This window comes from Aliidiomarina sedimenti, assembly GCF_003986955.1.
In the GTDB taxonomy this organism is placed as follows: Bacteria; Pseudomonadota; Gammaproteobacteria; order Enterobacterales; family Alteromonadaceae; genus Aliidiomarina; species Aliidiomarina sedimenti.
On record NZ_PIPN01000007.1, the window covers coordinates 59,166 to 80,655 of the forward strand.

The window sequence follows — 21,490 nt, forward strand, 5'->3', positions numbered from 1 at the left end:
GGTACTCATGTCACGTTCAAGCGAACTTTTTAGTAAAGCTCAACACAGTATTCCAGGTGGCGTGAATTCGCCAGTACGCGCCTTTACCGGCGTCGGCGGCGACCCGATATTCTTCGAGCGTGCGAACGGCCCCTACATGTTCGATGTAGACGGTAACCGTTACATTGACTACGTCGGCTCCTGGGGCCCGATGATTTTAGGTCATAACTTTCCGGCTATTCGCGATGCGGCGATTGAAGCTGCGGAACGCGGTCTCAGTTTCGGCACCCCAACCGCGATTGAAATTACCATGGCTGAAAAGATCATTGAAATCGTCCCATCGATAGAAAAGGTGCGCATGGTCAACTCAGGCACCGAAGCCACCATGAGTGCGATTCGCCTGGCTCGCGGCTACACCAAACGAGATAAGATCCTCAAGTTTGAAGGCTGCTACCACGGTCATGTGGATTCACTGCTGGTTAAAGCCGGTTCCGGCGCCCTCACCTTAGGTACACCAAACTCACCGGGTATTCCTGCCGACCTGGCACAGCACACGCTGACAGTGAGCTTTAATAACCTTGAGGAAGTGAACGAGGTATTTGAGCAGTACGGTGACCAGATTGCCTGTATTATCGTTGAACCCGTGGCTGGCAATATGAACTGCATCCCGCCTCAGCCCGGGTTCTTAGAAGGCTTACGCAAAGTCTGTGACGACAATGGTTCAGTGCTGATCTTTGACGAAGTCATGACCGGTTTCCGGGTCGCACCGGGCGGGGCTCAGCAATACTATGCGATTACCCCGGACTTAACCTGCTTAGGTAAGGTTATTGGCGGCGGCATGCCAGTGGGTGCTTTCGGTGGTAAACGCGAAATCATGGACCATATCGCTCCAACCGGTCCGGTTTATCAGGCAGGCACTCTGTCCGGTAACCCGGTCGCTATGGCCGCGGGCCTGGCGGCACTAAACGCACTGCAGGAGCCCGGTCGTTACGAACAAATGAATCGCTCGGTGGAAATGCTGGTCAAGGGCCTCCAGGATGCTGCCGACGAAGCCGGTATTCCATTAAGCATTAACCATGTCGGTGGTATGTTCGGCTTTTTCTTCACCGACAAAGACAAGGTGACCAGCTTTGCAGACGCGACAGCCTGCAACATGGATCATTTTAAAGCCTTTTATCACCAAATGCTGAAACGTGGTGTGTATCTCGCGCCAAGCGCCTTTGAAACCGGTTTTATGTCGATGCTGCACAGCGATGCTGACATCGAACAAACCATTCAGGCTGCTCGTGAGTCCTTCGCCGCGCTGAATAAATAAGCCTGGCGTTAGTGCCCGCCCGACTGGTCTGCTTGCGTCCTGCGCACGGGCGACCTATCATCGGGCGGCATATTCTACCCTTGTTTTAGTCGTCGAAAGGTATTTCATGGCCGAAAAGAAAGTCGAACACCCACTGTATATCCCCCATGCTGGTCCTTCTTTGCTGGAGACGCCTTTATTGAATAAAGGCAGTGCCTTTAGCCGTGAAGAGCGAATTGCTTTTAACCTGACCGGCTTATTGCCGCCGCGCTATGAAACCATCGAAGAACAGGTTCGGCGAGCGTACATGCAGTACTCAAGCTTTGAAACGCCGATGAATAAGCATATTTATTTGCGCGCTATTCAGGATAATAACGAAACCGTATTTTATCGTTTGCTGGTCGATCACCTCGAAGAGATGATGCCGATAATATACACCCCGACAGTTGGCGATGCCTGTGAGCAGTTCTCTGATATTTACCGCAGTTCACGGGGCTTATTCCTGTCCTATGCTGAACGCGAGCAGATGGATGATATTCTGCGCAACGCAACCAAACGCCGGGTTAAAGTCATTGTCGTGACCGACGGCGAACGTATTCTGGGGCTGGGTGACCAGGGCATCGGCGGGATGGGCATCCCGATTGGTAAGCTCTCGCTGTATACCGCCTGTGGCGGCATCAGCCCGGCTTACACCTTACCTATCATGCTCGATGTGGGCACCGACAACGAGAAGCTACTCAATGACCCCATGTACATGGGGGCCCGGCATAAACGTATTCGCGGCAAAGAGTATGATGAGTTCGTCGAGACCTTTATTCGCTCACTGCAACGGCGCTGGCCAGACGCCATGATCCAGTTTGAGGATTTCGCCCAACCCAATGCAATGCCGATTCTAAACCGCTATCGTGATGAGATCTGTTGTTTTAACGACGATATTCAGGGCACTGCGGCGGTTACCGTTGGCACCTTGCTGGCCGCCTGCAAAGTTAAGAATCAAAAGCTTAGTGAGCAAAAGATCGTTTTTGTCGGCGCAGGTTCCGCTGGCTGCGGTATCGCCGAACAGATTATTGATCAGATGATCGCAGAAGGTATCAGCGATGCTCAGGCGCGTTCACAAGTGTACATGGTCGATCGCTATGGCTTGCTGGTGAATGGCATGCAGGGGTTGCGCGACTTCCAGCAGGCGCTGGTTCAATCCGACAAAACCATTGGTGAGTGGCAGTTTGCCGGCGACTATCCGTCGTTGCTGGATGTGATGTACTGCGCTGAACCGACCGTCCTGATTGGCGTTTCTGGTCAGCGGGGGTTATTCACTGAACAAGTGATTCAGGCGATGCATCAAAGCTGCGCGCGACCGATTATTTTCCCATTATCGAATCCGTCACGTAATGTCGAAGCGACACCGGAGCAGGTCATCGAATGGACTCGTGGCGAGGCCATTGTCGCCACCGGTAGTCCCTTTGCACCCGTCGTGTATGAAGACCGTTATTACCCCATAGCTCAGTGCAACAACAGCTATATTTTCCCTGGTATTGGCCTTGGCGTTCTGGCTGCGCGTGCCAACCGCATCACCAATGAGATGCTGATGGCAGCGAGTCAGATGCTGGCCGAATCGTCACCCGCGGTGCAGGAAACCGGAACCGATTTACTGCCGCCGATTACCAGCATCAGTGACCTCAGCAAGCGTATTGCTTTTGCTGTTGGCAAAGTTGCGCAGGAGCAGGGTCATGCTCTTGAAGTGCCTGATGAGCTGCTCCAGGAACGCATCGATGCAAATTTCTGGCGCCCTGCGTACCGTGAATACAAACGGGTTAGTATCTGATGGTAAGCACGTCATACACAGCAAGGGCCGCATAAAGCGGCCCTTTTTTTAATACCTGTCAATTAGCCACCGAACAGGCGCTGCAGCCAGTTCGGTTCATCGTCATCCTCTTCATCGTCTTCATTACCTGCGCAGCGCCCATTAGCCGGCTCACGGTACTGATGACTAGGCAGACGTAACGCTCCGCCGCATTCCAGGCCCACTGGCAGGCCGCTAAGACGGTCGAATGCACCTGTGCTAAGTGTCGCCGGCAGGGTTCTCTGCAATGGCTCAACACCGGTCTGGTTCCACAAATCAGCAGCGACCAGCAAGGCACCATTACTGCCAGTCAAGCCTATCGGTTGATTGTCATCCCGGCCTAACCAGACCGTGGTTAATAAACGGTCGTCGAAGGAAACAAACCAGCTGTCACGCAGCTCATTGGTCGAACCCGTTTTGCCTGCAAGTCCTGTTTCACCGACCATGGTGGTTAACGCGCGGGCGGTGCCTTCCTGCACCACCCCTTGTAACGCAAAGGTATTCAGGTAGGCGCTGGTTTCGGTAAAAACCCGCTGTGCACGTCGTTGCTGTCGGTATAGCTGTTGGCCCCAGTGAGTAGAAACGGCTTCAATACTGGTTAATCGCTGTTGTTCACCGCGATTCGCCAGCACACTGTAGATCTGGCTAACCTCGACAGGGGACATGTCCACCGCACCTAACAGCAGCGACGGATACGCGTGAGTGCCGGTGGCAAAGCCTGCATTGTACAGCCGCTCTCGCACTTGCCCGACACCTATATCCATGCCAACACGGATAGCCGGCACATTACGTGACTCTATATAACTCTGATACAGTGTCACCGGCCCTTTGAACTCGCCATCAAAGTTGCGTGGCGTCCATTCCCGATCACGTTCATCTATCAAGGTTAACGGACTGTCATCGATCAGCGTTTCGAGCCGATAAGAAGCGGGATCTTCCAACGCCAGGGTGTAGGTAAAAGGTTTAATCAATGAGCCAATCGGTCGCTTGGCGTCAAGCGCACGGTTGAAACCGCCAGTGGTGTCACCTGCAGTCCCTGCCAATGCCCGTATCACGCCTTGCTGATGGTCACTGACCACAATAGCGCCTTCCAACTCGGCGACATCAACCCGCCCGCCACGACGCTGAAGTGCTTGCTCTGCCTGTGCCTGCAAATAAGGGTCGAGGTGAGTAAACACTCGCAAACCGGTTTGCTGCCACTCGCGACCGGGAACCAGCTGACGCAGCTCGCGTTGCACCAGGTCGACATAATCAGGTCGGTCGCCGAGTACCAGGCGCGAACTTTCACGACGCAAGAGCGGAGCATCCAGTGCAGCCAGATAGTGGACCTGGGAAATTAACTGTTTCTCGTACATCAGTCGCAATACGACTTCGCGTCGCTTTATTGCATTCTCGGGCTGGCGTCGCGGGTCATACAGACTTGGTCCTTTGACCATTCCGACCAGCAACGCAATTTCAGCAGCGCTCAAATCCTCAACCGCTTTGCCGAAAAAGTACTGCGAAGCCAGCCCCACACCATGAATAGCATGCCCCCGATCCTGGCCAAAGTAGACCTCGTTAAAGTAGGCTTCGAGGATTTCGTCTTTGCTAAAGCGGTAGTCCAGGCTCAACGCCATCAAGGCTTCCTTGAACTTTCGACTGAGGTTCTGAGCCCGGCTTAAGTACATGTTTTTGACCAGTTGCTGGGTCAGGGTACTGCCTCCCTGCACCGTCCGCCCTGCAGCCAGGTTCGCCATGGCAGCACGGATAATGGCGGTGGGTTTGACGCCGAGGTGGGAATAAAAGTCCTGATCCTCAACCAGGAGCAAGGTGTCCTGCATTAACTGCGGTACTTCCTCGAGGCTAACCAGCAATCTGTCTTCACCACTGTCAGCGGCAAAACGACCAATCAACTGGGGCTCCAGACGGGCTTGTTCAAGTGGCTGCTGTGACGGCCAGGCCAACACATCGGTCAGCCGGGAACCCTCGAACTGCAGCAACAAACGCTGACTAGGTTCAAAGCCATCAGCAAAGTCAAATGCGCGACGATGGAGTAAAATTGCGTTGTCGCGGGCGTTGTATTCACCTTGGTCACGCGCTCCCGGCGAGCTGGTGTATTCCAGGGCACGCAGCTCGGCTTCCACGCGTTGGCGGGTCAGACTACCCGGGGTAAGATTCAGCGCCCGGCTATACAATAGCGCCGGCGCCTGGTAGCGATTTTGCTCAAAGCGTTCACTGACCACGCCATCCAGATACACCGCATAAAACAGCAACAGAATCGAGCCCGCCAGTGCCAGCTTAACCAGTAGCCAGGCTACGGTACGCATTGACAGTTGCCATTTGGGTGCCTTTTTCGTATTACCTTTAGCTGCCATGCAGAGCCTTTTTTGTGAGGTGAGTAGCGGTGGCAACCGCTGGATTTTCTGGCCATGGATGTTTTGGATAACGCCCGCGCATTTCTTTGCGCACTTGCTGGTATGCTCCCTGCCAGAAGGCAGTCAGATCCGTGGTTCTGGCTAACGGGCGGGCCGCAGGCGACAATAAATCAAAACAAAGGGGAATGCTGCCATCCGCCAGTTGAGGCGATTCGGAGAGTCCGAAGACCTCCTGTAATTTGAGGCTGACCAGGGCACTGCCATCGGCTTGATAGGAAATCCGGTGACGGCGGCCACTTGGCGCCTGCCAGTCGGTTGGTAACTGGGTCTGTAAACGTTGCTGGGCGGCGTAGTCGAGTGTGTTTAACAAGGCCTGCGCCGGCACCCAGGCCTGCAACTGCTGGCGACTGCGTATGGCATTCCAGTACGGCGCCGCCCAAACCTCGAGGGTTGCCAGCAACTCCACACCGCTATATGCATTGCTGTCGCCCTGCAAACCGGCGAATAACTGCAACCGACGCAAGGTTTGCTGGCTGGCATCGTTCCAGTTCAGATACTCGAGCCCCTGGTTTCTTACCTGATCCAGCAACGCATTGAGCCATTGTTGCGCAGACGGTGACTCTCGGAGCGCTTTACGCTCTAGTTCCAATGCGCCAAAGCGGGTGACTTGCTCTAAATACAAGCCGCCCCGTTCACCGCGCCAGCTCAGTTCCGTGGCTGTTTCAGTTGCTTTGTCACCAGCGCCGCGCAAAAACCCGTCGAGCTGAGTTTGCGTCAGCGGCAGGCATTGGCGGATAACGCCATTATTGCGTGCCTGGTGAAACGAGACGTCAGTAACCAACAGCCAGTCGACCTCTTTAAAACTGGTCGCCTGACGTGGTTCAGCCCATTCCACTCCAGCGCCACTGGCCAGCTGGAACAGATCGCTGTCCGGCCGACGTCGCGCCAGCCCGAGCGGTTGATACGCAAACACACACTCCGCTAACACCGCTGCATCAATATGCTGGATGGGCTTTGTATTTAAACTGCGGCACCATTTAGCATAGCGACGATGAGTGCGCGGGTAATTGGCTGGCTTTTGCAGAATGGTTTCGAGTGCATCAACCAGATTAAGGCTGCTCGCCTCCTGCTCTTCCTGGTTCGCTACCAAAAGAACGGCGGTACTGCGCGTTGCATCCGCCTGGTTCTGAACCTTAAACAACAGACTGGCATTGGCCGTATCGGTCGCGAATTCAGCCACCGCATGGCCTTCAGCTGTTGCTTGTTGCCCGCATAATAATCCCTGCCGTTGCAGCTGTTGACGAGCGCTGTCCAGGTGTCCCTGGTTCGGCGCGGTAAACCATGCCATGTCGTCGACCTGGCTTCCCCACACCGCAATCTGCAATACCAGATCGCTCAGATCCTGTTGCTCTATATCGGCCGGCCGATACTCGGCCATCGCTTGCAAGTCACTCGGCTGATAAATACGAATACACTGCCCCGGGCCAGTACGCCCGGCACGTCCCGCGCGTTGCACTGCAGCGGCGCGGGCAATTCGTTTGGTCACTAATTCAGTAGCCTGGTATTTGGGCCGATACACCGCCTGCCGTTCGCGGCCAGTATCGATGACCGTATCAATCCCCTCAATGGTCAAACTTGTCTCGGCAATATTGGTCGCCAAGATAACCCTCGGCTGGCCCTCAGCTGCTAGTGCCGCTTGTTGCTGCTGCACATTGAGCGCACCGTGCAATGGCACCACACTGGCCCCATTGAGGTCACCGAGCAGGTTCTGCAAATGACGGATCTCACCCTGCCCCGGCACAAAGACCAGTGTACCCTGCGCACCTTGTGCAACCACCTGACGAATGACCTGTGCTGTTTTATCAAGGTAGTTCTGCTCCCGCGACGGCGCCTGGTAACTGATCGAAATATCGTACTGTCGACCATCGCTTTGCAGCACGGCGGCCGGGGTTTCATGCTCAGCCAGCCAGTCCGCCAATGCCTGTGCGGGCAAGGTCGCAGACATCACCAACAAATTTAAGGCAGGTCGTAATTGCCGGCTTTCAAGAAGCAGTGCCAGCCCCAGATCACTTTGCAGGTTGCGTTCGTGAAACTCATCGAAGATAACCCCGTGGTATGCGTCAAGCGTCGGGTCCTGCTGTAACATGCGGGTCAGTATGCCTTCAGTCACCACCAGTAACCGGGTCGCTTTACTGTGCTTGCCCTGCTGCCGGATCTGGTAACCGATTTGTTGCCCTACTGGCTCACCCAACTGAGCGGCAAGATAGGTCGCAATACTAAGCGCTGCTATTCGTCTTGGCTGCACCAGTAACCAGCGCTGTTGCGGGTGGTGCTGCAACAGATGCAACGGCAGTGCGGTCGACTTACCGGCACCCGGTGGAGCCTGCAGCACAACGGCCTGTTCACTCAACAGAGTGCTCAGTTGGGGAAGAATTGATAACACAGGTAACGGGGCTTGTTGCATAGCGCTATTTTGCCATAAAAAACGCCACGGAGGATGGTTCCAGCGTGGCGTTTGCTTAAATATTTTGTAAGTTACTGAGCTATTCAGTCATCCAGCAGGGTGCGGGCAATGGTACGTATGCCCAGACCAGTGGCGCCGGCGTTGAACAGTTTTTCGCCTTCTTTGCGGTACGCCGCTGCTAAATCAAAGTGCAACCAGTTGGCTCCGTCGTTCGGCGCAAAACGCAGCAGGAAACCGGCTGCATTACTGGCGCCACCTGCACCACCGCCCTTGACCGGACGGCTGTTCGCAGTATCGGCAAAGTTCGACGGGCACTGGTCTTTATGCCACGGCGCTAATGGTAAGCGCCAAAGCAGTTCGTTCTCCGCGCTGGCCGCCTGCAGTGCCCGATTGGCATAGGCGTCATCTACGGCAAACAAGGCATTGTATTCCTGACCGACCGCGACCTGCGCCGCCCCGGTCAAGGTCGCCGCATCAATAATGCGTTTCGCGCCCATCTCACCCGCTGCCAGCAGGCCGTCCGCTAACACCAGTCGCCCTTCGGCATCGGTATTGAAAATTTCGACGGTTTGGCCATTTTTATAGGTGATAATATCGCCTAGCTTATACGCGGTACCGTCAATCAGGTTTTCTGCACAGCACAAAATCAATGTAACCCGCTTTTTCAGGCCTCGTTGAATCGCCAGTGCCAGTGCGCCAGCAACCGTCGCCGCTCCACCCATGTCGCATTTCATCGCGATCATACCTTCGCTTGGCTTGATGCTATAACCGCCGCTATCAAAGGTAATACCTTTACCAATCAAAGCAGTATCCACTTCAGCATCGGCATCACCCGTTGGGTTGAAATCAAGCTGAAGCATGGTCGGTCTGTGCATGCTGGCACGGCCAACCGTGTGAATTCCCATCCAGCCATCGGCCAGCAATTCTTCTTCGCGCAGCAAGCGATAGCTGACCGCGTCGCCACCGATGCTTTTCAATTTATCAATAACCCGGGTACACAGTGATTCAGGGTAAATATCCTGCGGCGGTAAATTGACCAGTTCGCGGGCCCAGGCCACCGTGTCATACATCGCCTGAAGTTGCTCGGCGACGCCCACGTCATCCGTCGACCAGCGAATTTCATTGCGCTTTTTCGGGTCGACAAACCCTTGAGCCAGCGCCCACTGACGCTCCAGCGTCCAGCCTTGCCCGGTCGCTTCAATGGTGCCTACGCCGGCCTGATCTAATTTGCGCCCAGCCTGCTGAATACTACGCAGCATCTGGCCTTCGTCCTGCTCGGCGACAATCGCAAAACCCTGTTCATTAAAAAAGCTGCCACCCTGCCCTTTATACGCGGCAGGCAAACCCTCTGTGGTTAAACGTACTTGTACTGCGCTAGACATAATTTTGTTCTCCAAGTATGTTGCTTTGGCCTCATCGTCGATCCGAAACTGGCATGAGGCAACGAAATAACTCAACACTACACTACAAAGTGACCGATAATGCAATTTCAACCCGCCCTGCAACGCGCAACGCTTGAGCGCCGTTATAAACGGTTTCTTGCCGATGTGATAACTGAAGACGGTCAACGGCTGACCATCCACTGCCCCAATACCGGTGCAATGACGGGCTGTGCTGAACCTGGTTATGAAGTCTGGTACAGCACATCGGATAATGCCAAACGAAAGTACCCCAACACCTGGGAACTAAGCCGGACCCCAGACCACGACTTCATCGTTATTAATACGCAACGTGCAAACCAGATCGCTGAGCAAGCGATTCAACAGAACTGTCTTCCTAAATTAACCGGCTATCAGAGTTTGCGCCGTGAAGTTCGCTATGGGGAAGAGCGTAGTCGTGTTGATTTATTTCTCGAGCAGCACCAAGGCGGCAAAGCGGAGTGCTTTATCGAAGTAAAGAGCGTCACCCTGAACGAGCACGGATGCGGGTATTTTCCGGATGCGGTGACCACCCGCGGACAAAAACACCTGCGCGAATTACAAGCCATGGTTGCAGCCGGGTATCGTGCCGCCCTGCTTTTTGTGGTTGGCCACAGTGGCATTAACAAAGTAAAGCCGGCAGCACATATTGATCCTCTTTATGCACAACTCTGTATTCAAGCCCAACAACATGGCGTTGAACTGTATGCACTTAGTTGTCAAATCAGTGCGCAAGGAATCGAACCTGGTGAACCCATGACAGTTGAATTGCCACAAATCGGACCTATATAAGGGAGTGGTGCTTTCAATTGCACCCGATTTGGTATTCTGGTATACATGTCCGACTTTTTTTAGCACAGATGCATTGCCTCACAGAGGAGAACACTATGGCCGCCACAAAGGAACGAAAAGCGCACGGTATTATTGCGCAAGCGGGCTTACAGCCTTACCAGGAAGAAACTGGTGAAGAGTACATGAATGAGGCGCAACGCAACCATTTCCGTAAGATTCTGGAAACATGGCGTAATCAGTTACGGGAAGAAGTCGACCGCACCGTTGGTCATCTGAAGGAAGAAGCGAATAACCACGCGGACCCTGTCGATCGTGCAGCGCAGGAAGAAGAGTTTGCAATCGAGTTGCGTACCCGCGACCGCGAGCGCAAATTGATTAAGAAAATTGAAAAGACACTGGAAGCCATTGAGCGTGACGATTTCGGCTATTGTGATTCATGCGGCATCGAAATCGGTATTCAGCGTTTGGAAGCTCGACCGACTGCCGACCTTTGTATTGACTGCAAAAGCCTGGCCGAAATTCGCGAGAAGCAAATGAGAGGCGCATAAGCCACGTTTTTCTAAAGCGAGCAGCGTGGAGACTGCCACTATGGTCTCTTCAAACAGTGATACCAACTATCGGGGTCGTTTTGCGCCCTCGCCTTCGGGCCCGCTTCATGCGGGCTCTTTAATTGCTGCTCTGGGCAGTTACCTGGACGCTCGCGCCGCTGACGGACAGTGGCTGGTTCGAATCGAAGACATAGACCCGCCGCGGGAAGTGCCCGGAGCGGATGCTGTGATCCTCTCCCAGCTGGAGGCTCACGGCCTGCACTGGGACGGTCCCGTTCGCTACCAAAGCCAGCAACATGACCTCTACCAACGCCATCTGGATGACTTGCATCGTGCAGGTCTGCTCTACGCCTGTGACTGCACCCGCAAACAAATTAAAGCCCGCGCGCCCTACTACACTGGCTTTTGCCGTAGTCGCGGCTTAGCCTTCGAGCAGAACGCGTTGCGCTTTTTCAACCAAAATCCGGTTACCACCTTGCACGACCGTTTTCATGGTTCCGTCACGGTGCAAGCGGACTGGGCAGGAGAAGACTTCATCCTGCGCCGGCGCGATGGACTCTGGGCCTATCAGCTAGCCGTGGTCAGTGACGACCGCGAACAAGGGATCACCGACATCGTGCGGGGAAGCGACCTGCTCACCCCGACCGCCTGGCAGCTGACCCTGTGGCAAGCGTTAAACCAGGTTCAGCAACGTACAGTAAGGCTGCCACGGCTTGCTCACCTGCCATTGGTGCTAGGTCCGGACGGGCGTAAACTTAGTAAACAGAATTACGCGCCAGCCATTGACAATAACCAGGCCGCAGCCAACCTGACCCGTGCCATTGGCTTTCTGGGTATGCACTTACCAACCGATTTAGCGGGCGCAGCTGTCGAATTACAACTGGACTGGGCGCAAGCGAAATGGCCGTCCCATGTTGAAAATTTCACCGTTTGATTCTCATTTTTGTCAACTTGGTATATCATCGGCGCCAATTTCCTAACTTAGTATGATCCGGAGTTCAGCCATTATTAAGCGAATCGTGCAGTTTGCTCGTCAGGTACTGCCTTCCCAAGCATCGGCTCCAGGCCGTTCAACATTAAGCCAACCCATTGTGATTCCTCGTGATAAGCACAATATTTCCCGCGCTCAGGTCTCAGAGAACGCGCTGAAAGTGCTGTATCGACTGCACAAGGGTGGTTTTGATGCCTACCTGGTAGGTGGCTGTGTGCGCGACTTATTACTGGGCCTTGAGCCTAAAGATTTCGACGTCGCCACCAACGCCAGTCCGGAGCAGATCAAATCCCTGTTCAGCAACTGCCGCCTGATCGGTCGTCGCTTCCGCCTCGCCCATGTCGTCTTTGGCCGCGATGTCATCGAAGTTGCTACTTTCCGTGGCCATCACCCGGACGAAGATGCAGGCAATCCCAAAGGGCATAGTAAACAAAGTAAAGAAGGTTTGTTGCTGCGTGATAACGTCTACGGAAGCATTGAAGAAGATGCCCAGCGCCGTGATTTCACCGTCAATGCCATGTATTACTCCATCGCCGATTTTGCAATTTACGATTTCGCCAACGGGGTAAAAGACCTGGAAGCAGGCGTGTTACGGCTGATCGGTGATCCTGAGACCCGCTATCGTGAAGACCCGGTGCGCATGCTCCGGGCAATTCGCTTCGCGACTAAGCTTGGCCTTCGTATCGAAGACAGCAGCCGCGTGCCTATTGCCAAACTGGCTCACTTGCTCGACAACATTCCGCCGGCTCGTTTGTTTGAAGAATTTCTTAAACTATTTCTGCATGGAAAAGCGGAAGCGAACTTCCTCGGTCTGTATGAATACGGTTTGTTCGGATACTTCGTCCCGCAACTAAAAAGCGCGCTGAAAAATGCGGACAGCTTCGAGTACCGTATGGTCCATCAGCTGTTCAAGGACACCGATACGCGCATCAACGGAGGCAAAGGGGTCACCCCGGCGTACCTCTTTGCTGCGCTTTTGTGGTACCCGGTCAATGCCCATGCGGAACAGCTTGCTCAGGAAGGTGGTCTGGCAGAATACGACGCCTTACAAATCGCCGCAGCGGACGTCGTTGCGAAGCAGTCGCGCAGTATTGCCATCCCGAAACGTTTTAGTTTGCCCGCTCGCGACATCTGGGCGTTGCAACATCGATTGCAACAAACGCAGCCTCGCAAAGCCGAGCGGCTGCTTACCCACCCCAAATTCCGCGCGGGGTACGACTTCCTGTTACTGCGTAGCCATATCGAAGGGGACGCGGAACTTGCCTCGCTGGGTCAGTTCTGGACTGAGTTTCAGAAAGGTAAAGAGGTCGGTGGCGCACCGACACGGCAGGCTCGTGGGCCTGGTGCAAGGAATGCCGAAGACGCGCCTAAGCGCCGCCGTCGTCCGCGCCGCCGTAAGCCTGCAGACAAACCTCAGGATAGTTAAGCATGGCGCTGGCCTACCTGGGCCTGGGGGCCAATCTCAATGATCCTCAGGCACAGCTGCACTTTGCACTGCAACAGCTGACCCGGCACAGCGAGATGAACGGTATTGTCTGTTCGTCTCTGTACGCCAGTAAGCCGATGGGCCCACAGGACCAACCCGACTACGTCAATGCCGTGGTAGCCGTGGAAACGACTCTCACCCCGACTCAATTACTGAGTGCCACCCAGTCCATCGAAAACGCGGCAGGCCGCGTCCGTGGTCAGCACTGGGGCCCGCGTACGCTGGATATTGATATCCTGCTCTATGACACGCTATGTATCACAGCACCGGATCTGAGTATCCCCCATCCAGGTCTTGAGTCGCGTGAATTTGTGCTGGTGCCGCTGGCTGAAATCGCCCCTCAGTTGGTGTTGCCAAATGGCAAACAGGTTGCCGCCTTGGCTCAGCAAATCCCGCTCAATGGACTAGATAAAATTGCGCCACCCGTTACAATGCAAAGCTGATCTCCGTTTCGGATAAACAGGTAAGCCCATGGCCAACATATCTATTGCACAACTGCGTAAGAAAAAACTCAACCAGCAGAAAATCACCGCACTGACCGCCTATGATGCGACCTTTGCCCGCCTTTTTGCCAAACTAGGCGTCGATGTCATGCTGGTTGGCGACTCCCTGGGCAATGTGTTGCAAGGTCACGACAGTACGGTGCCCGTCACCAACGATGATATTGCCTATCACACGCGCTGTGTCCGCCGTGGTGCGCCTGAATCTTTTATCATTGCCGATATGCCGTTCATGACCTATAGCAGCCCGGAGCAAGCCTGTGAGCATGCAGCAGTGCTGATGCAGGCTGGCGCCAACATGGTCAAACTGGAGGGCGGTGAATGGTTGTTCGATACGGTTAACGCCCTGACCACCCGTGGTGTACCTGTCTGCGCACATCTTGGCCTGTTGCCCCAGTCAGTAAATGTTCTAGGCGGTTACAAAGTTCAGGGCCGCGATGAGGAGCAGGCAAACACACTGATTAGCCACGCCAAGGGCTTAGAGCACGCGGGCGCGCAGTTATTGGTGGTAGAATGCATTCCGACCGCACTTGGCGAACGCGTAGCGCAGGCGGTTGAGATGCCAGTGATTGGCATTGGTGCGGGCAAAAATACCGATGGCCAAATCCTGGTTATGCACGACATGCTTGGTCTCAACAGCGACTACCTGCCGAAATTTGTAAAGAACTTTCTCGCCGACAGCGGCAGTATTGAAGGTGCTGTACAGACCTTTATTGACGATGTATCCACTGGCGCCTTTCCCGGGCCTGAACACAGTTTCGACTAAGCGAATTTTCTATGCCTGAGCCTGCCCCGATCCTTCAAATCACTGCCCTGCCTGAATTACGCGACTGGCGTCAGCAACGGCGGCAACAACAGCACAAAGTTGCCCTGGTTCCGACCATGGGCAACCTCCACAGCGGCCATCTCAAGCTGGTGCGGGAAGCCCAGCAGCACGCGGATGCAGTGATTGTGAGCATTTACGTGAACCCAATGCAGTTTGGCGCCAATGAAGATCTGGATAGTTATCCCAGAACCCTGGCGGCTGACTTGCAGGCACTTGCCGAACTGGGCGTGGATGCGGTTTTTACCCCATCGACCGGGACTATTTATCCGCGCGGCCTGAACGCTCAAACCTATGTCGAAGTGCCCCAGCTTTCAGATATGCTGTGTGGTAAAAAAAGACCCGGCCATTTTCGTGGTGTAGCCACTATCGTCTGCAAGCTTTTTAATATGGTGCAGCCGGACATCGCGGTGTTTGGTAAAAAAGACTATCAGCAACTACGCGTCATCCGGACCATGGTTGAGGACTTATCGCTGGCGGTCGACGTGATTGGCGTCGACACTGAACGTGAAGCGTCTGGGCTGGCGAAAAGCTCGCGTAATGGCTATTTAAGTGACCAGCAAAAGCAAGCTGCGGCCGTTATTTACCAGCAGCTTCAGTCGGCCGCCGGGCAGTTGCAGAACGGTGCGGGAATTACCCAGGTAGAGCAGGAGGCGCTAGGCCGGATAGCTGCGGCTGGCCTGGAGCCGGAATACTTCAGTATTCGCCGTCAGGCTGATCTGACCCCGGCCCAGGCAGAGGACGCCGCAGACAGCCTGGTGATCCTGGCCGCAGCCTCGCTCGGTACTACGCGCCTGATCGATAATCTTGAAGTCGATCGCGCGTAGCCCGGACAGCACACCTGCCCGGCCATGCCAGCCAGGTTAGTCGTTCAGTAATCCACAGGCTCGTGCTTCAGCAAACAGGGCGCGCTGCGTGTGGATGGCGCTGTTCGCGATTTCACGCTGCTCCTGCAGGATCTCAGCCAGCATATCCATGGTCGTTAACGGGTTTGCCAGTACAGTTCGAAACACAGTGGTCGGCTCCTTGGCGTACTGCATCGGCGTTAACTTGGTTCGCGAGACAAAACTGTTACCGCTTTCACGCTGACTTTTCTGAATGTGTTTGGTTAACTGATTCAGTAGCGGCGTAATACGACGTTTCTGCGCTTCGTCAGCGTTCACTAACGCCGCTTTGATCGGCGCTGGCACGTAGCGATAGGTAAGCAGGCACAACTGCGGTTCGGTAATGACTTCAAAGTCGTCCTGCTGGCTAATCAGACCGGCGAAGTTGTTCGCTTTATCGATACTCTGGTCGATTAATAGCTGATAGCCCTTACGCCCCATCACATGCAGTGCTGAATATACCAGCATCGCCATACCCGGCCGCGAGCCTTCCATGGTATGACTACCTAAATCTTTTGAGCCACGGCGAATCACGTATTCCGCATGATGTTCAATGGCGTGCACCAGAGACGGATCTTTAAACAGCACCATACCGGCGCCCATCGGGACATACATCTGTTTGTGCGCATCAATAGTAACACTGTCCGCTTGCTCGATGCCCTGCAGCAGGTGGCGATGAGTGTCCGACAATAAGGTCGCACCACCCCAGGCCGCATCGACATGAAAGTGGGCGTCCACTTCGGCGGCAACCTCAGCAATGTCTGCCAGGGGGTCAATATGGCCGGTTTCAGTGGTACCCGCGATGCCGACAATGGCCATCACGCGACCGCCCTCAGCGGCCACTTTGGCGCACTGTTCACGCAACGCATCGACCCGAATACGGTTGTTATGGTCAGTGGCCACAGCGACCAGATTAGAACGTCCAATACCCAGCACATCGGCTGCTTTTGCCAGTGAATAATGGCCGCGTTCTGAGACCAGCACACAAGCACGCTTATAGCCGTAATGTGCTAAGCCCGCGGCAAGCCCTTCGCTGGCAACGCCGGCGAAACCATCTGTGGCGGCAAATAATTTATTCCGTGCGACCCAGAGCGCAGTGATATTAGCCACCGTACCACCGGAACAGAAAGCACCTAAGGAATGCTCAGCACTATGCATCCAGTGCTGATAAAACTCGCCTTCCTGACCATAGACCAGGTGGTGCATCATCCCTAACACCTGACGCTCCAGCGGCGTAAATGCTTTTGAGGTTTCGATTTTCACCAGATTCTGGTTTAAACCGACCATCAGCTTGGCCAAAGGCAACAGGAAATAGGGTAATGCCGAGGTCATATGACCAATAAAGCGTGGTGACGCAGTGTGCACCGAATGCGCGACCAGCTTATTCAGCAGTTCGTCAGTGTGGTCTGAGACAAAGCTCGGTTGCTCCGGAATTGCGCTATCGGCGAAGTCCTCTTCAATCTCGTGCAACGGCTTTTCTTTGGCAACAATGTGCGCACTCAAAAAGCCCGCCAGATTTTCTGACAGGTGACGTTCAATTTTACCGAGTGTCGATTCCGGTGCCTCAGGGATTGTAAAAATCCGATACAAGGCGTCGAGACTGACGTCAGCCGTGGGCTGCTTGCTCAAATGCATTCTCCTTGCACTTTCCTAGCACAATATTGTGGGCGCAGACTTTAGCACAACTTGCTTTGTAACTGCCAGAGTGCTTGCTGAGTCGCCTGATATTTGCGTTCAAAAGGCGTAATGGGAACCGAATCCGCGGCCAGTTCAGTGACACTGCTGGCATGGCCGGAGATCTCCAGCGCGCGGGCGAATTCTTCAAGATACAGGCGCCAGTTGCTGCGCAGCTCAAGTTGCCCGCCAAGGGCGATAATTGACGGGAATAACGGCCCGCCGTGCCAGCGACGCTGCAGGTGTTTTTGCTTCGGCCAGGGGTTCGGATACAGAATATAGTGACGACTCAACTGCCACTTAGCATCGACTGCCTGGCGCCAGAAGTCATTCAGATCCGCACGCACTAACAGGCAACGCTCATTGCTGTCGCCGTAAGCAGTGTTTTTCCCCAGCCGGTGGGCCGACTTGTCAATACCAACCACGAGCGCCTCCGGATGACGCTGACTCAGAGCCAGCGTGCTCTCGCCAACACCGCAGCAGGAGTCAAGGATCAAAGGCCCCTGCCAGCGGTCTACCACTGTCTGTACCTGCTCAAAAGTGGCTTTGCTATGCTCAGCAACCGGCTTCTGAAACTCAGTGCTGAGGTATTTGCGGACGGTCTTATCCAGATCCTCATGAATACCCGTCTGATTGGTATCAATACCGCGTGACTGGTACTCCATCAGCTACGGATACCAATACCGCGGTTCAGCAGGAGCCAGGCTAGTGCACCAAAGGCGATGTTGAACAACACCAGTACACCCAGCGCGACGTAAGCGTTGATGTCAGAGACGCCGATGAAACCATAACGAAACGCATTGACCATATAAATGATCGGGTTTGCCTTAGATACCACCTGCCAGAACTCTGGCAACAGGCTAATCGAATAAAAGACACCACCGAGATATGTCAAAGGGGTCAATACGAAAGTCGGGATAATCGAAATATCATCAAAGGTTTTAGCAAACACCGCATTTATCAAACCGGCTAAGGCGAATAACGTCGCGGTCAGCACCACCGTGACGACGATCAGCCAGAAATGCTGAATATTTAACGGCACAAAGAAACTGGCGACAATAGTCACCACCACAGCGACGATAAGCGACCGGGCCACCCCGCCGCCGACATAACCAAGGATAATGGTCAGCGTTGACACCGGTGCGACCAGCATCTCTTCAATATTGCGCTGAAACTTAGCACTGAAGAACGAGGATGCGACGTTGGAGTAGGCATTGGTGATCACCGACATCATGATCAGCCCGGGCACAATAAACTCCATGTAACTGACGCCATCCATTTCACCGATGCGTTGACCAATCAGGTTACCGAAGATGATGAAATAGAGGGTCATAGTAATCGCGGGCGGCACCAGGGTCTGCACCCAAATACGCAGGAAACGGGTGCATTCTTTAATCCAGATAGTGCGTAACGCAGTCAGATTCATTGGGTTGCTCATTCTACCGACTCCTTCTGATTGCGGCCCTGTTCAACTAAATCGACGAATAACTCTTCCAGCCGGTTGGCCTTATTGCGCATCGACAGGACTTTCAATCCTTGCGCCGATAACTGTTCGAATACTCTATTCAGCCCGCGCTCTTTTGGCACATCAACCTCCAGCGTATGGTTATCTAGTTCGCGCATGGTAAAGCCGTCCAGCGTTGGATGCCCGTCATAGGGGTCGAGATCAAGGACAAAGGTTTCGATATTCAGTTTGCTCAACAGGGCTTTCATACTGGTATTCTCGATAATGCGCCCTTTATCGATGATGCCGATGTTACGGCACAGTGTTTCCGCCTCTTCGAGGTAATGGGTGGTGAGAATAATGGTAATACCCTGGCCATTAATCTGCGTCAGGTAGTCCCACATCGAGCGGCGCAGTTCAATATCAACCCCTGCTGTAGGCTCGTCCAGAATCAACAGTTTCGGTTCATGCAGCAGAGCCCGGGCAATCATCAGACGACGCTTCATGCCGCCGGATAACGTCCGCGCCGGATCATTACGCTTTTCCCATAGCCCTAACTGAGTCAGGTATTTTTCAGCGCGCTCTTTAGCCAGGGTGCGGGACACACCGTAGTAGCCTGCCTGGTTAACCACAATCTGCAGCACCGTCTCGAACTGATTAAAATTAAATTCCTGCGGTACCAGGCCAATACAGCGTTTTACGTCGGCAAGCTGGCTATCAAGATCATAACCAAAGACTTTCACTGACCCTTCGGTTTTATTAACCAGCGAGGAGACCACACCAATGGTGGTCGACTTGCCGGCGCCATTTGGTCCCAGTAAGGCATAAAAATCGCCTTCATTGACGGTTAGATCGAGGCCCTTGAGCGCTTGTAACCCACCGCGGTAGGTCTTTTTCAAGCCACTGATTTCAAGTGCTTTGGTCATTCAGTTACTCCCCTTTTGAATCCTGTTGAGTGTTGCGCGTATAGCCCCAGCGCGGCACCAGTGTCTGTTCCAGTTGTAAATGATCGAGAATACGCGCCACCACAAAGTCGATCAGATCGGCAATACTCTGCGGCTGATGATAAAAGCCAGGGGCGGCGGGCATTATAGTGGCTCCAGCCTGACTCAGCGTTAACATATTTTGCAGATGAATGGTGCTGAATGGCATTTCACGTGGCACCAGCAACAACTGGCCTCGCTCTTTTAACACCACATCGGCGGCCCGTTCAATCAGGTTGTCGCTGTTGCCATGCGCGATAGCCGCTAAGGTCCCGGTGGAGCAAGGACACACCACCATGCGTTTGGGTGCCGCCGAGCCCGATGCCACCGGCGAAAACCATTCTTCTTTGCCGTAGACGCTGAGTTGCTCCTGGCTCACCTTAAAATGCTCACACAACTGGGTTGCCATGGTTTTCGGGTTAGCTGACAGCTGCATGTCTTCTTCTGTGGCGAACACTACACGGGCCGCACTCGACATCAACAACAGGACCTGTTGCTGCTGCGCCAGCAGGTTTTCCAGCAGACGCAATGCATAAGGCGCTCCGGACGCACCGGTAATGGCCAGGGTCACCCGGTTATCAACCGGGCGGCTGGTATAAGAATACGATTCAGTCATGCTTTAATTCCTTTAATAAGGCTTCACGCAGGCCACCGAAGCTGCCGTTGCTCATCAACACAATATGGACATGCCCAGTGCGCTGTTGACATAACTGCGTCACCAACACCCCGATATCTCTCTCTATCTGCCACTTTGCACCTGTGTTGGCCGCCAGTTCCTCGGTTGACCATTGCAACTGGCCGTTATCATACATGAATACCTCGTCCGCAAGGCTCAGTGCCTGCGCCAGCTCGTGCTTGTGAACACCTGCACGCATGGTGTTCGAGCGCGGCTCGACCACCGCTATCAGCCTGCTCTCGCTATGCTGAGCCTGACTATGCGCGCGCATACCCTGCAATGTTGTGGCAATCGCCGTGGGGTGATGAGCGAAGTCATCAAACACAGTCACCCGATGGTCCTGATAAATCCGCTCCAGCCTGCGCTTCGGTGAGGTAAAGCTGGCCAGGGAAGCGATAGCCTGAGCAGGTTCTACCCCGGCATGACGCGCCGCCGCGATCGCCATCAGCGCATTTTGCAGGTTGTGTTCGCCCAGCAGGTGCCAATGCACCTGCCCGACTGCTTGCCCGGCCAGACTGACTTCAAATTCACTGCCGTCCCCGACCAGGTCACGGATCTGCCAGCCGTCCGGAGCATTGAGGTACTGCTGTTCGCTCCAGCAGCCCTGCGCCAGAACCTCATTCAGGCTGGCTGAATCCTGCGGACTAATCACCTGCCCTTTACCAGGCACGGTGCGCACTACATGGTGAAACTGACGTTGAATCGCTGCCAAATCCGGAAAAATATCGGCATGGTCAAACTCAAGGTTGTTAAGAGCGAGCGTATTCGGATGGTAATGAACAAACTTAGAACGCTTGTCAAAGAACGCGGTGTCATACTCATCCGCTTCGATCACAAAAAAGATACTGTCGGTTAAACGTGCCGAGGCCTGAAAACGTTCAACCACACCACCAATTAAAAAGCCTGGCTGCATGCCTGCTTCTTCCAGAATGTGAGTCAACATGCTGGTGGTGGTGGTTTTGCCATGGGTGCCCGCGACTGCCAGCACCCATTTTTCGCGCAACACATTCTCGCCCAGCCATTGCGGGCCCGACGTGTACGCGATGTTCTGGTTGAGTATGGTTTCAACCTGAGGATTACCACGGCTCAGCGCATTACCGATAATCACCAGGTCCGGAGCGGGATCCAGTTGGCCGACATCGTCCAGGCTCCCAATCACAATGCCCATTTGTTCCAGCATGGTGCTCATAGGCGGATACACGTGGGCATCCGAACCTGTCACCCGATGACCGAGCTGACGCGCTATCGCAGCGATCCCGCCCATAAACGTTCCGCAGATACCCAGAATGTGAATATGCATAAGTGGCTCAACCGTATGCTAAAAAAGTCGCGGGTAGTGT

At 54.3% G+C, this 21,490-nt stretch carries 18 protein-coding genes; 9 read left to right on the forward strand and 9 right to left on the reverse strand.

Features of this window, described 5'->3' with window-relative positions:
* The first annotated feature begins 7 nt into the window (after positions 1–7).
* Positions 8–1,294 carry a glutamate-1-semialdehyde 2,1-aminomutase gene (hemL, locus tag CWE12_RS13390; protein WP_126790222.1) on the forward strand — a complete coding sequence of 429 codons (1,287 nt, stop codon included), beginning with the start codon at positions 8–10 and terminating at the stop codon, positions 1,292–1,294.
* Positions 1,295–1,400: 106 nt separating this feature from the next.
* Positions 1,401–3,095, forward strand: coding sequence for an NAD-dependent malic enzyme (locus tag CWE12_RS13395; protein WP_126790223.1), 1,695 nt, complete (start codon positions 1,401–1,403; stop codon positions 3,093–3,095).
* 62 nt (positions 3,096–3,157) lie between these two features.
* On the opposite strand, the gene mrcB is transcribed toward CWE12_RS13395, so the two are convergent.
* The 3 genes from mrcB to pepB form a co-directional block, all read right to left on the reverse strand.
* A complete protein-coding gene (mrcB, locus tag CWE12_RS13400; protein WP_126790224.1) occupies positions 3,158–5,419 on the reverse strand; it encodes a penicillin-binding protein 1B in 2,262 nt (753 codons plus the stop codon).
* 37 nt (positions 5,420–5,456) lie between these two features.
* Positions 5,457–7,931: an ATP-dependent helicase HrpB gene (gene hrpB, locus CWE12_RS13405; RefSeq protein ID WP_126790225.1), complete on the reverse strand. Its 2,475-nt coding sequence runs from the start codon at positions 7,929–7,931 to the stop codon at positions 5,457–5,459.
* 83 nt (positions 7,932–8,014) lie between these two features.
* Positions 8,015–9,313, reverse strand: a complete 1,299-nt coding sequence (pepB, locus tag CWE12_RS13410) for an aminopeptidase PepB (RefSeq protein WP_126790226.1) — start codon at positions 9,311–9,313, stop codon at positions 8,015–8,017.
* A 99-nt stretch (positions 9,314–9,412) separates the two neighbouring features.
* Between pepB and sfsA the strand changes: the two genes are divergently transcribed.
* The 7 genes from sfsA (at position 9,413) to panC (ending at position 15,316) form a co-directional block, all read left to right on the forward strand.
* Positions 9,413–10,141 (forward strand): DNA/RNA nuclease SfsA, encoded by a 729-nt coding sequence (sfsA, locus tag CWE12_RS13415; RefSeq protein WP_126790227.1) that lies wholly within the window; start codon positions 9,413–9,415, stop codon positions 10,139–10,141.
* A 95-nt stretch (positions 10,142–10,236) separates the two neighbouring features.
* Positions 10,237–10,689, forward strand: coding sequence for an RNA polymerase-binding protein DksA (dksA, locus tag CWE12_RS13420; protein WP_126790228.1), 453 nt, complete (start codon positions 10,237–10,239; stop codon positions 10,687–10,689).
* A gap of 40 nt (positions 10,690–10,729) precedes the next feature.
* Positions 10,730–11,623 (forward strand): tRNA glutamyl-Q(34) synthetase GluQRS, encoded by an 894-nt coding sequence (gene gluQRS / locus CWE12_RS13425; protein ID WP_126790229.1) that lies wholly within the window; start codon positions 10,730–10,732, stop codon positions 11,621–11,623.
* Between the two features lie 160 nt (positions 11,624–11,783).
* Positions 11,784–13,106 (forward strand): polynucleotide adenylyltransferase PcnB, encoded by a 1,323-nt coding sequence (gene pcnB / locus CWE12_RS13430; RefSeq protein WP_126790253.1) that lies wholly within the window; start codon positions 11,784–11,786, stop codon positions 13,104–13,106.
* A gap of 2 nt (positions 13,107–13,108) precedes the next feature.
* The gene (gene folK, locus CWE12_RS13435; RefSeq protein ID WP_126790230.1) at positions 13,109–13,609 is read left to right on the forward strand and encodes a 2-amino-4-hydroxy-6-hydroxymethyldihydropteridine diphosphokinase; all 501 of its coding nucleotides are present in this window, start codon (positions 13,109–13,111) and stop codon (positions 13,607–13,609) included.
* Between the two features lie 28 nt (positions 13,610–13,637).
* Complete coding sequence (gene panB, locus CWE12_RS13440; protein WP_126790231.1) at positions 13,638–14,432, forward strand: 3-methyl-2-oxobutanoate hydroxymethyltransferase; 795 nt, start codon at positions 13,638–13,640, stop codon at positions 14,430–14,432.
* An 11-nt stretch (positions 14,433–14,443) separates the two neighbouring features.
* The gene (gene panC / locus CWE12_RS13445) at positions 14,444–15,316 is read left to right on the forward strand and encodes a pantoate--beta-alanine ligase (protein WP_126790232.1); all 873 of its coding nucleotides are present in this window, start codon (positions 14,444–14,446) and stop codon (positions 15,314–15,316) included.
* Between the two features lie 36 nt (positions 15,317–15,352).
* Here the strand turns inward: panC and panP are convergent, their stop codons facing one another.
* Genes panP through mpl form a run of 6 tightly spaced genes read right to left on the reverse strand, consistent with a single transcriptional unit; the run spans position 15,353 to position 21,450 of the window.
* Positions 15,353–17,002 carry a pyridoxal-dependent aspartate 1-decarboxylase PanP gene (gene panP / locus CWE12_RS13450; protein ID WP_241984214.1) on the reverse strand — a complete coding sequence of 550 codons (1,650 nt, stop codon included), beginning with the start codon at positions 17,000–17,002 and terminating at the stop codon, positions 15,353–15,355.
* Positions 17,003–17,049: 47 nt separating this feature from the next.
* The gene (gene trmB / locus CWE12_RS13455; RefSeq protein ID WP_126790234.1) at positions 17,050–17,715 is read right to left on the reverse strand and encodes a tRNA (guanine(46)-N(7))-methyltransferase TrmB; all 666 of its coding nucleotides are present in this window, start codon (positions 17,713–17,715) and stop codon (positions 17,050–17,052) included.
* Positions 17,712–18,485, reverse strand: coding sequence for an ABC transporter permease (locus CWE12_RS13460; RefSeq protein ID WP_126790235.1), 774 nt, complete (start codon positions 18,483–18,485; stop codon positions 17,712–17,714). Before CWE12_RS13460 ends, trmB begins: the two co-directional genes overlap by 4 nt.
* A complete protein-coding gene (locus CWE12_RS13465; protein ID WP_126790236.1) occupies positions 18,482–19,417 on the reverse strand; it encodes an ABC transporter ATP-binding protein in 936 nt (311 codons plus the stop codon). Before CWE12_RS13465 ends, CWE12_RS13460 begins: the two co-directional genes overlap by 4 nt.
* 4 nt (positions 19,418–19,421) lie before the next feature.
* Complete coding sequence (locus tag CWE12_RS13470; RefSeq protein WP_126790237.1) at positions 19,422–20,090, reverse strand: flavin prenyltransferase UbiX; 669 nt, start codon at positions 20,088–20,090, stop codon at positions 19,422–19,424.
* Entirely contained in the window at positions 20,083–21,450 is a 1,368-nt protein-coding gene (mpl, locus tag CWE12_RS13475; protein WP_126790238.1) for a UDP-N-acetylmuramate:L-alanyl-gamma-D-glutamyl-meso-diaminopimelate ligase, read from the reverse strand. Before mpl ends, CWE12_RS13470 begins: the two co-directional genes overlap by 8 nt.
* Positions 21,451–21,490 lie beyond the last annotated feature (40 nt).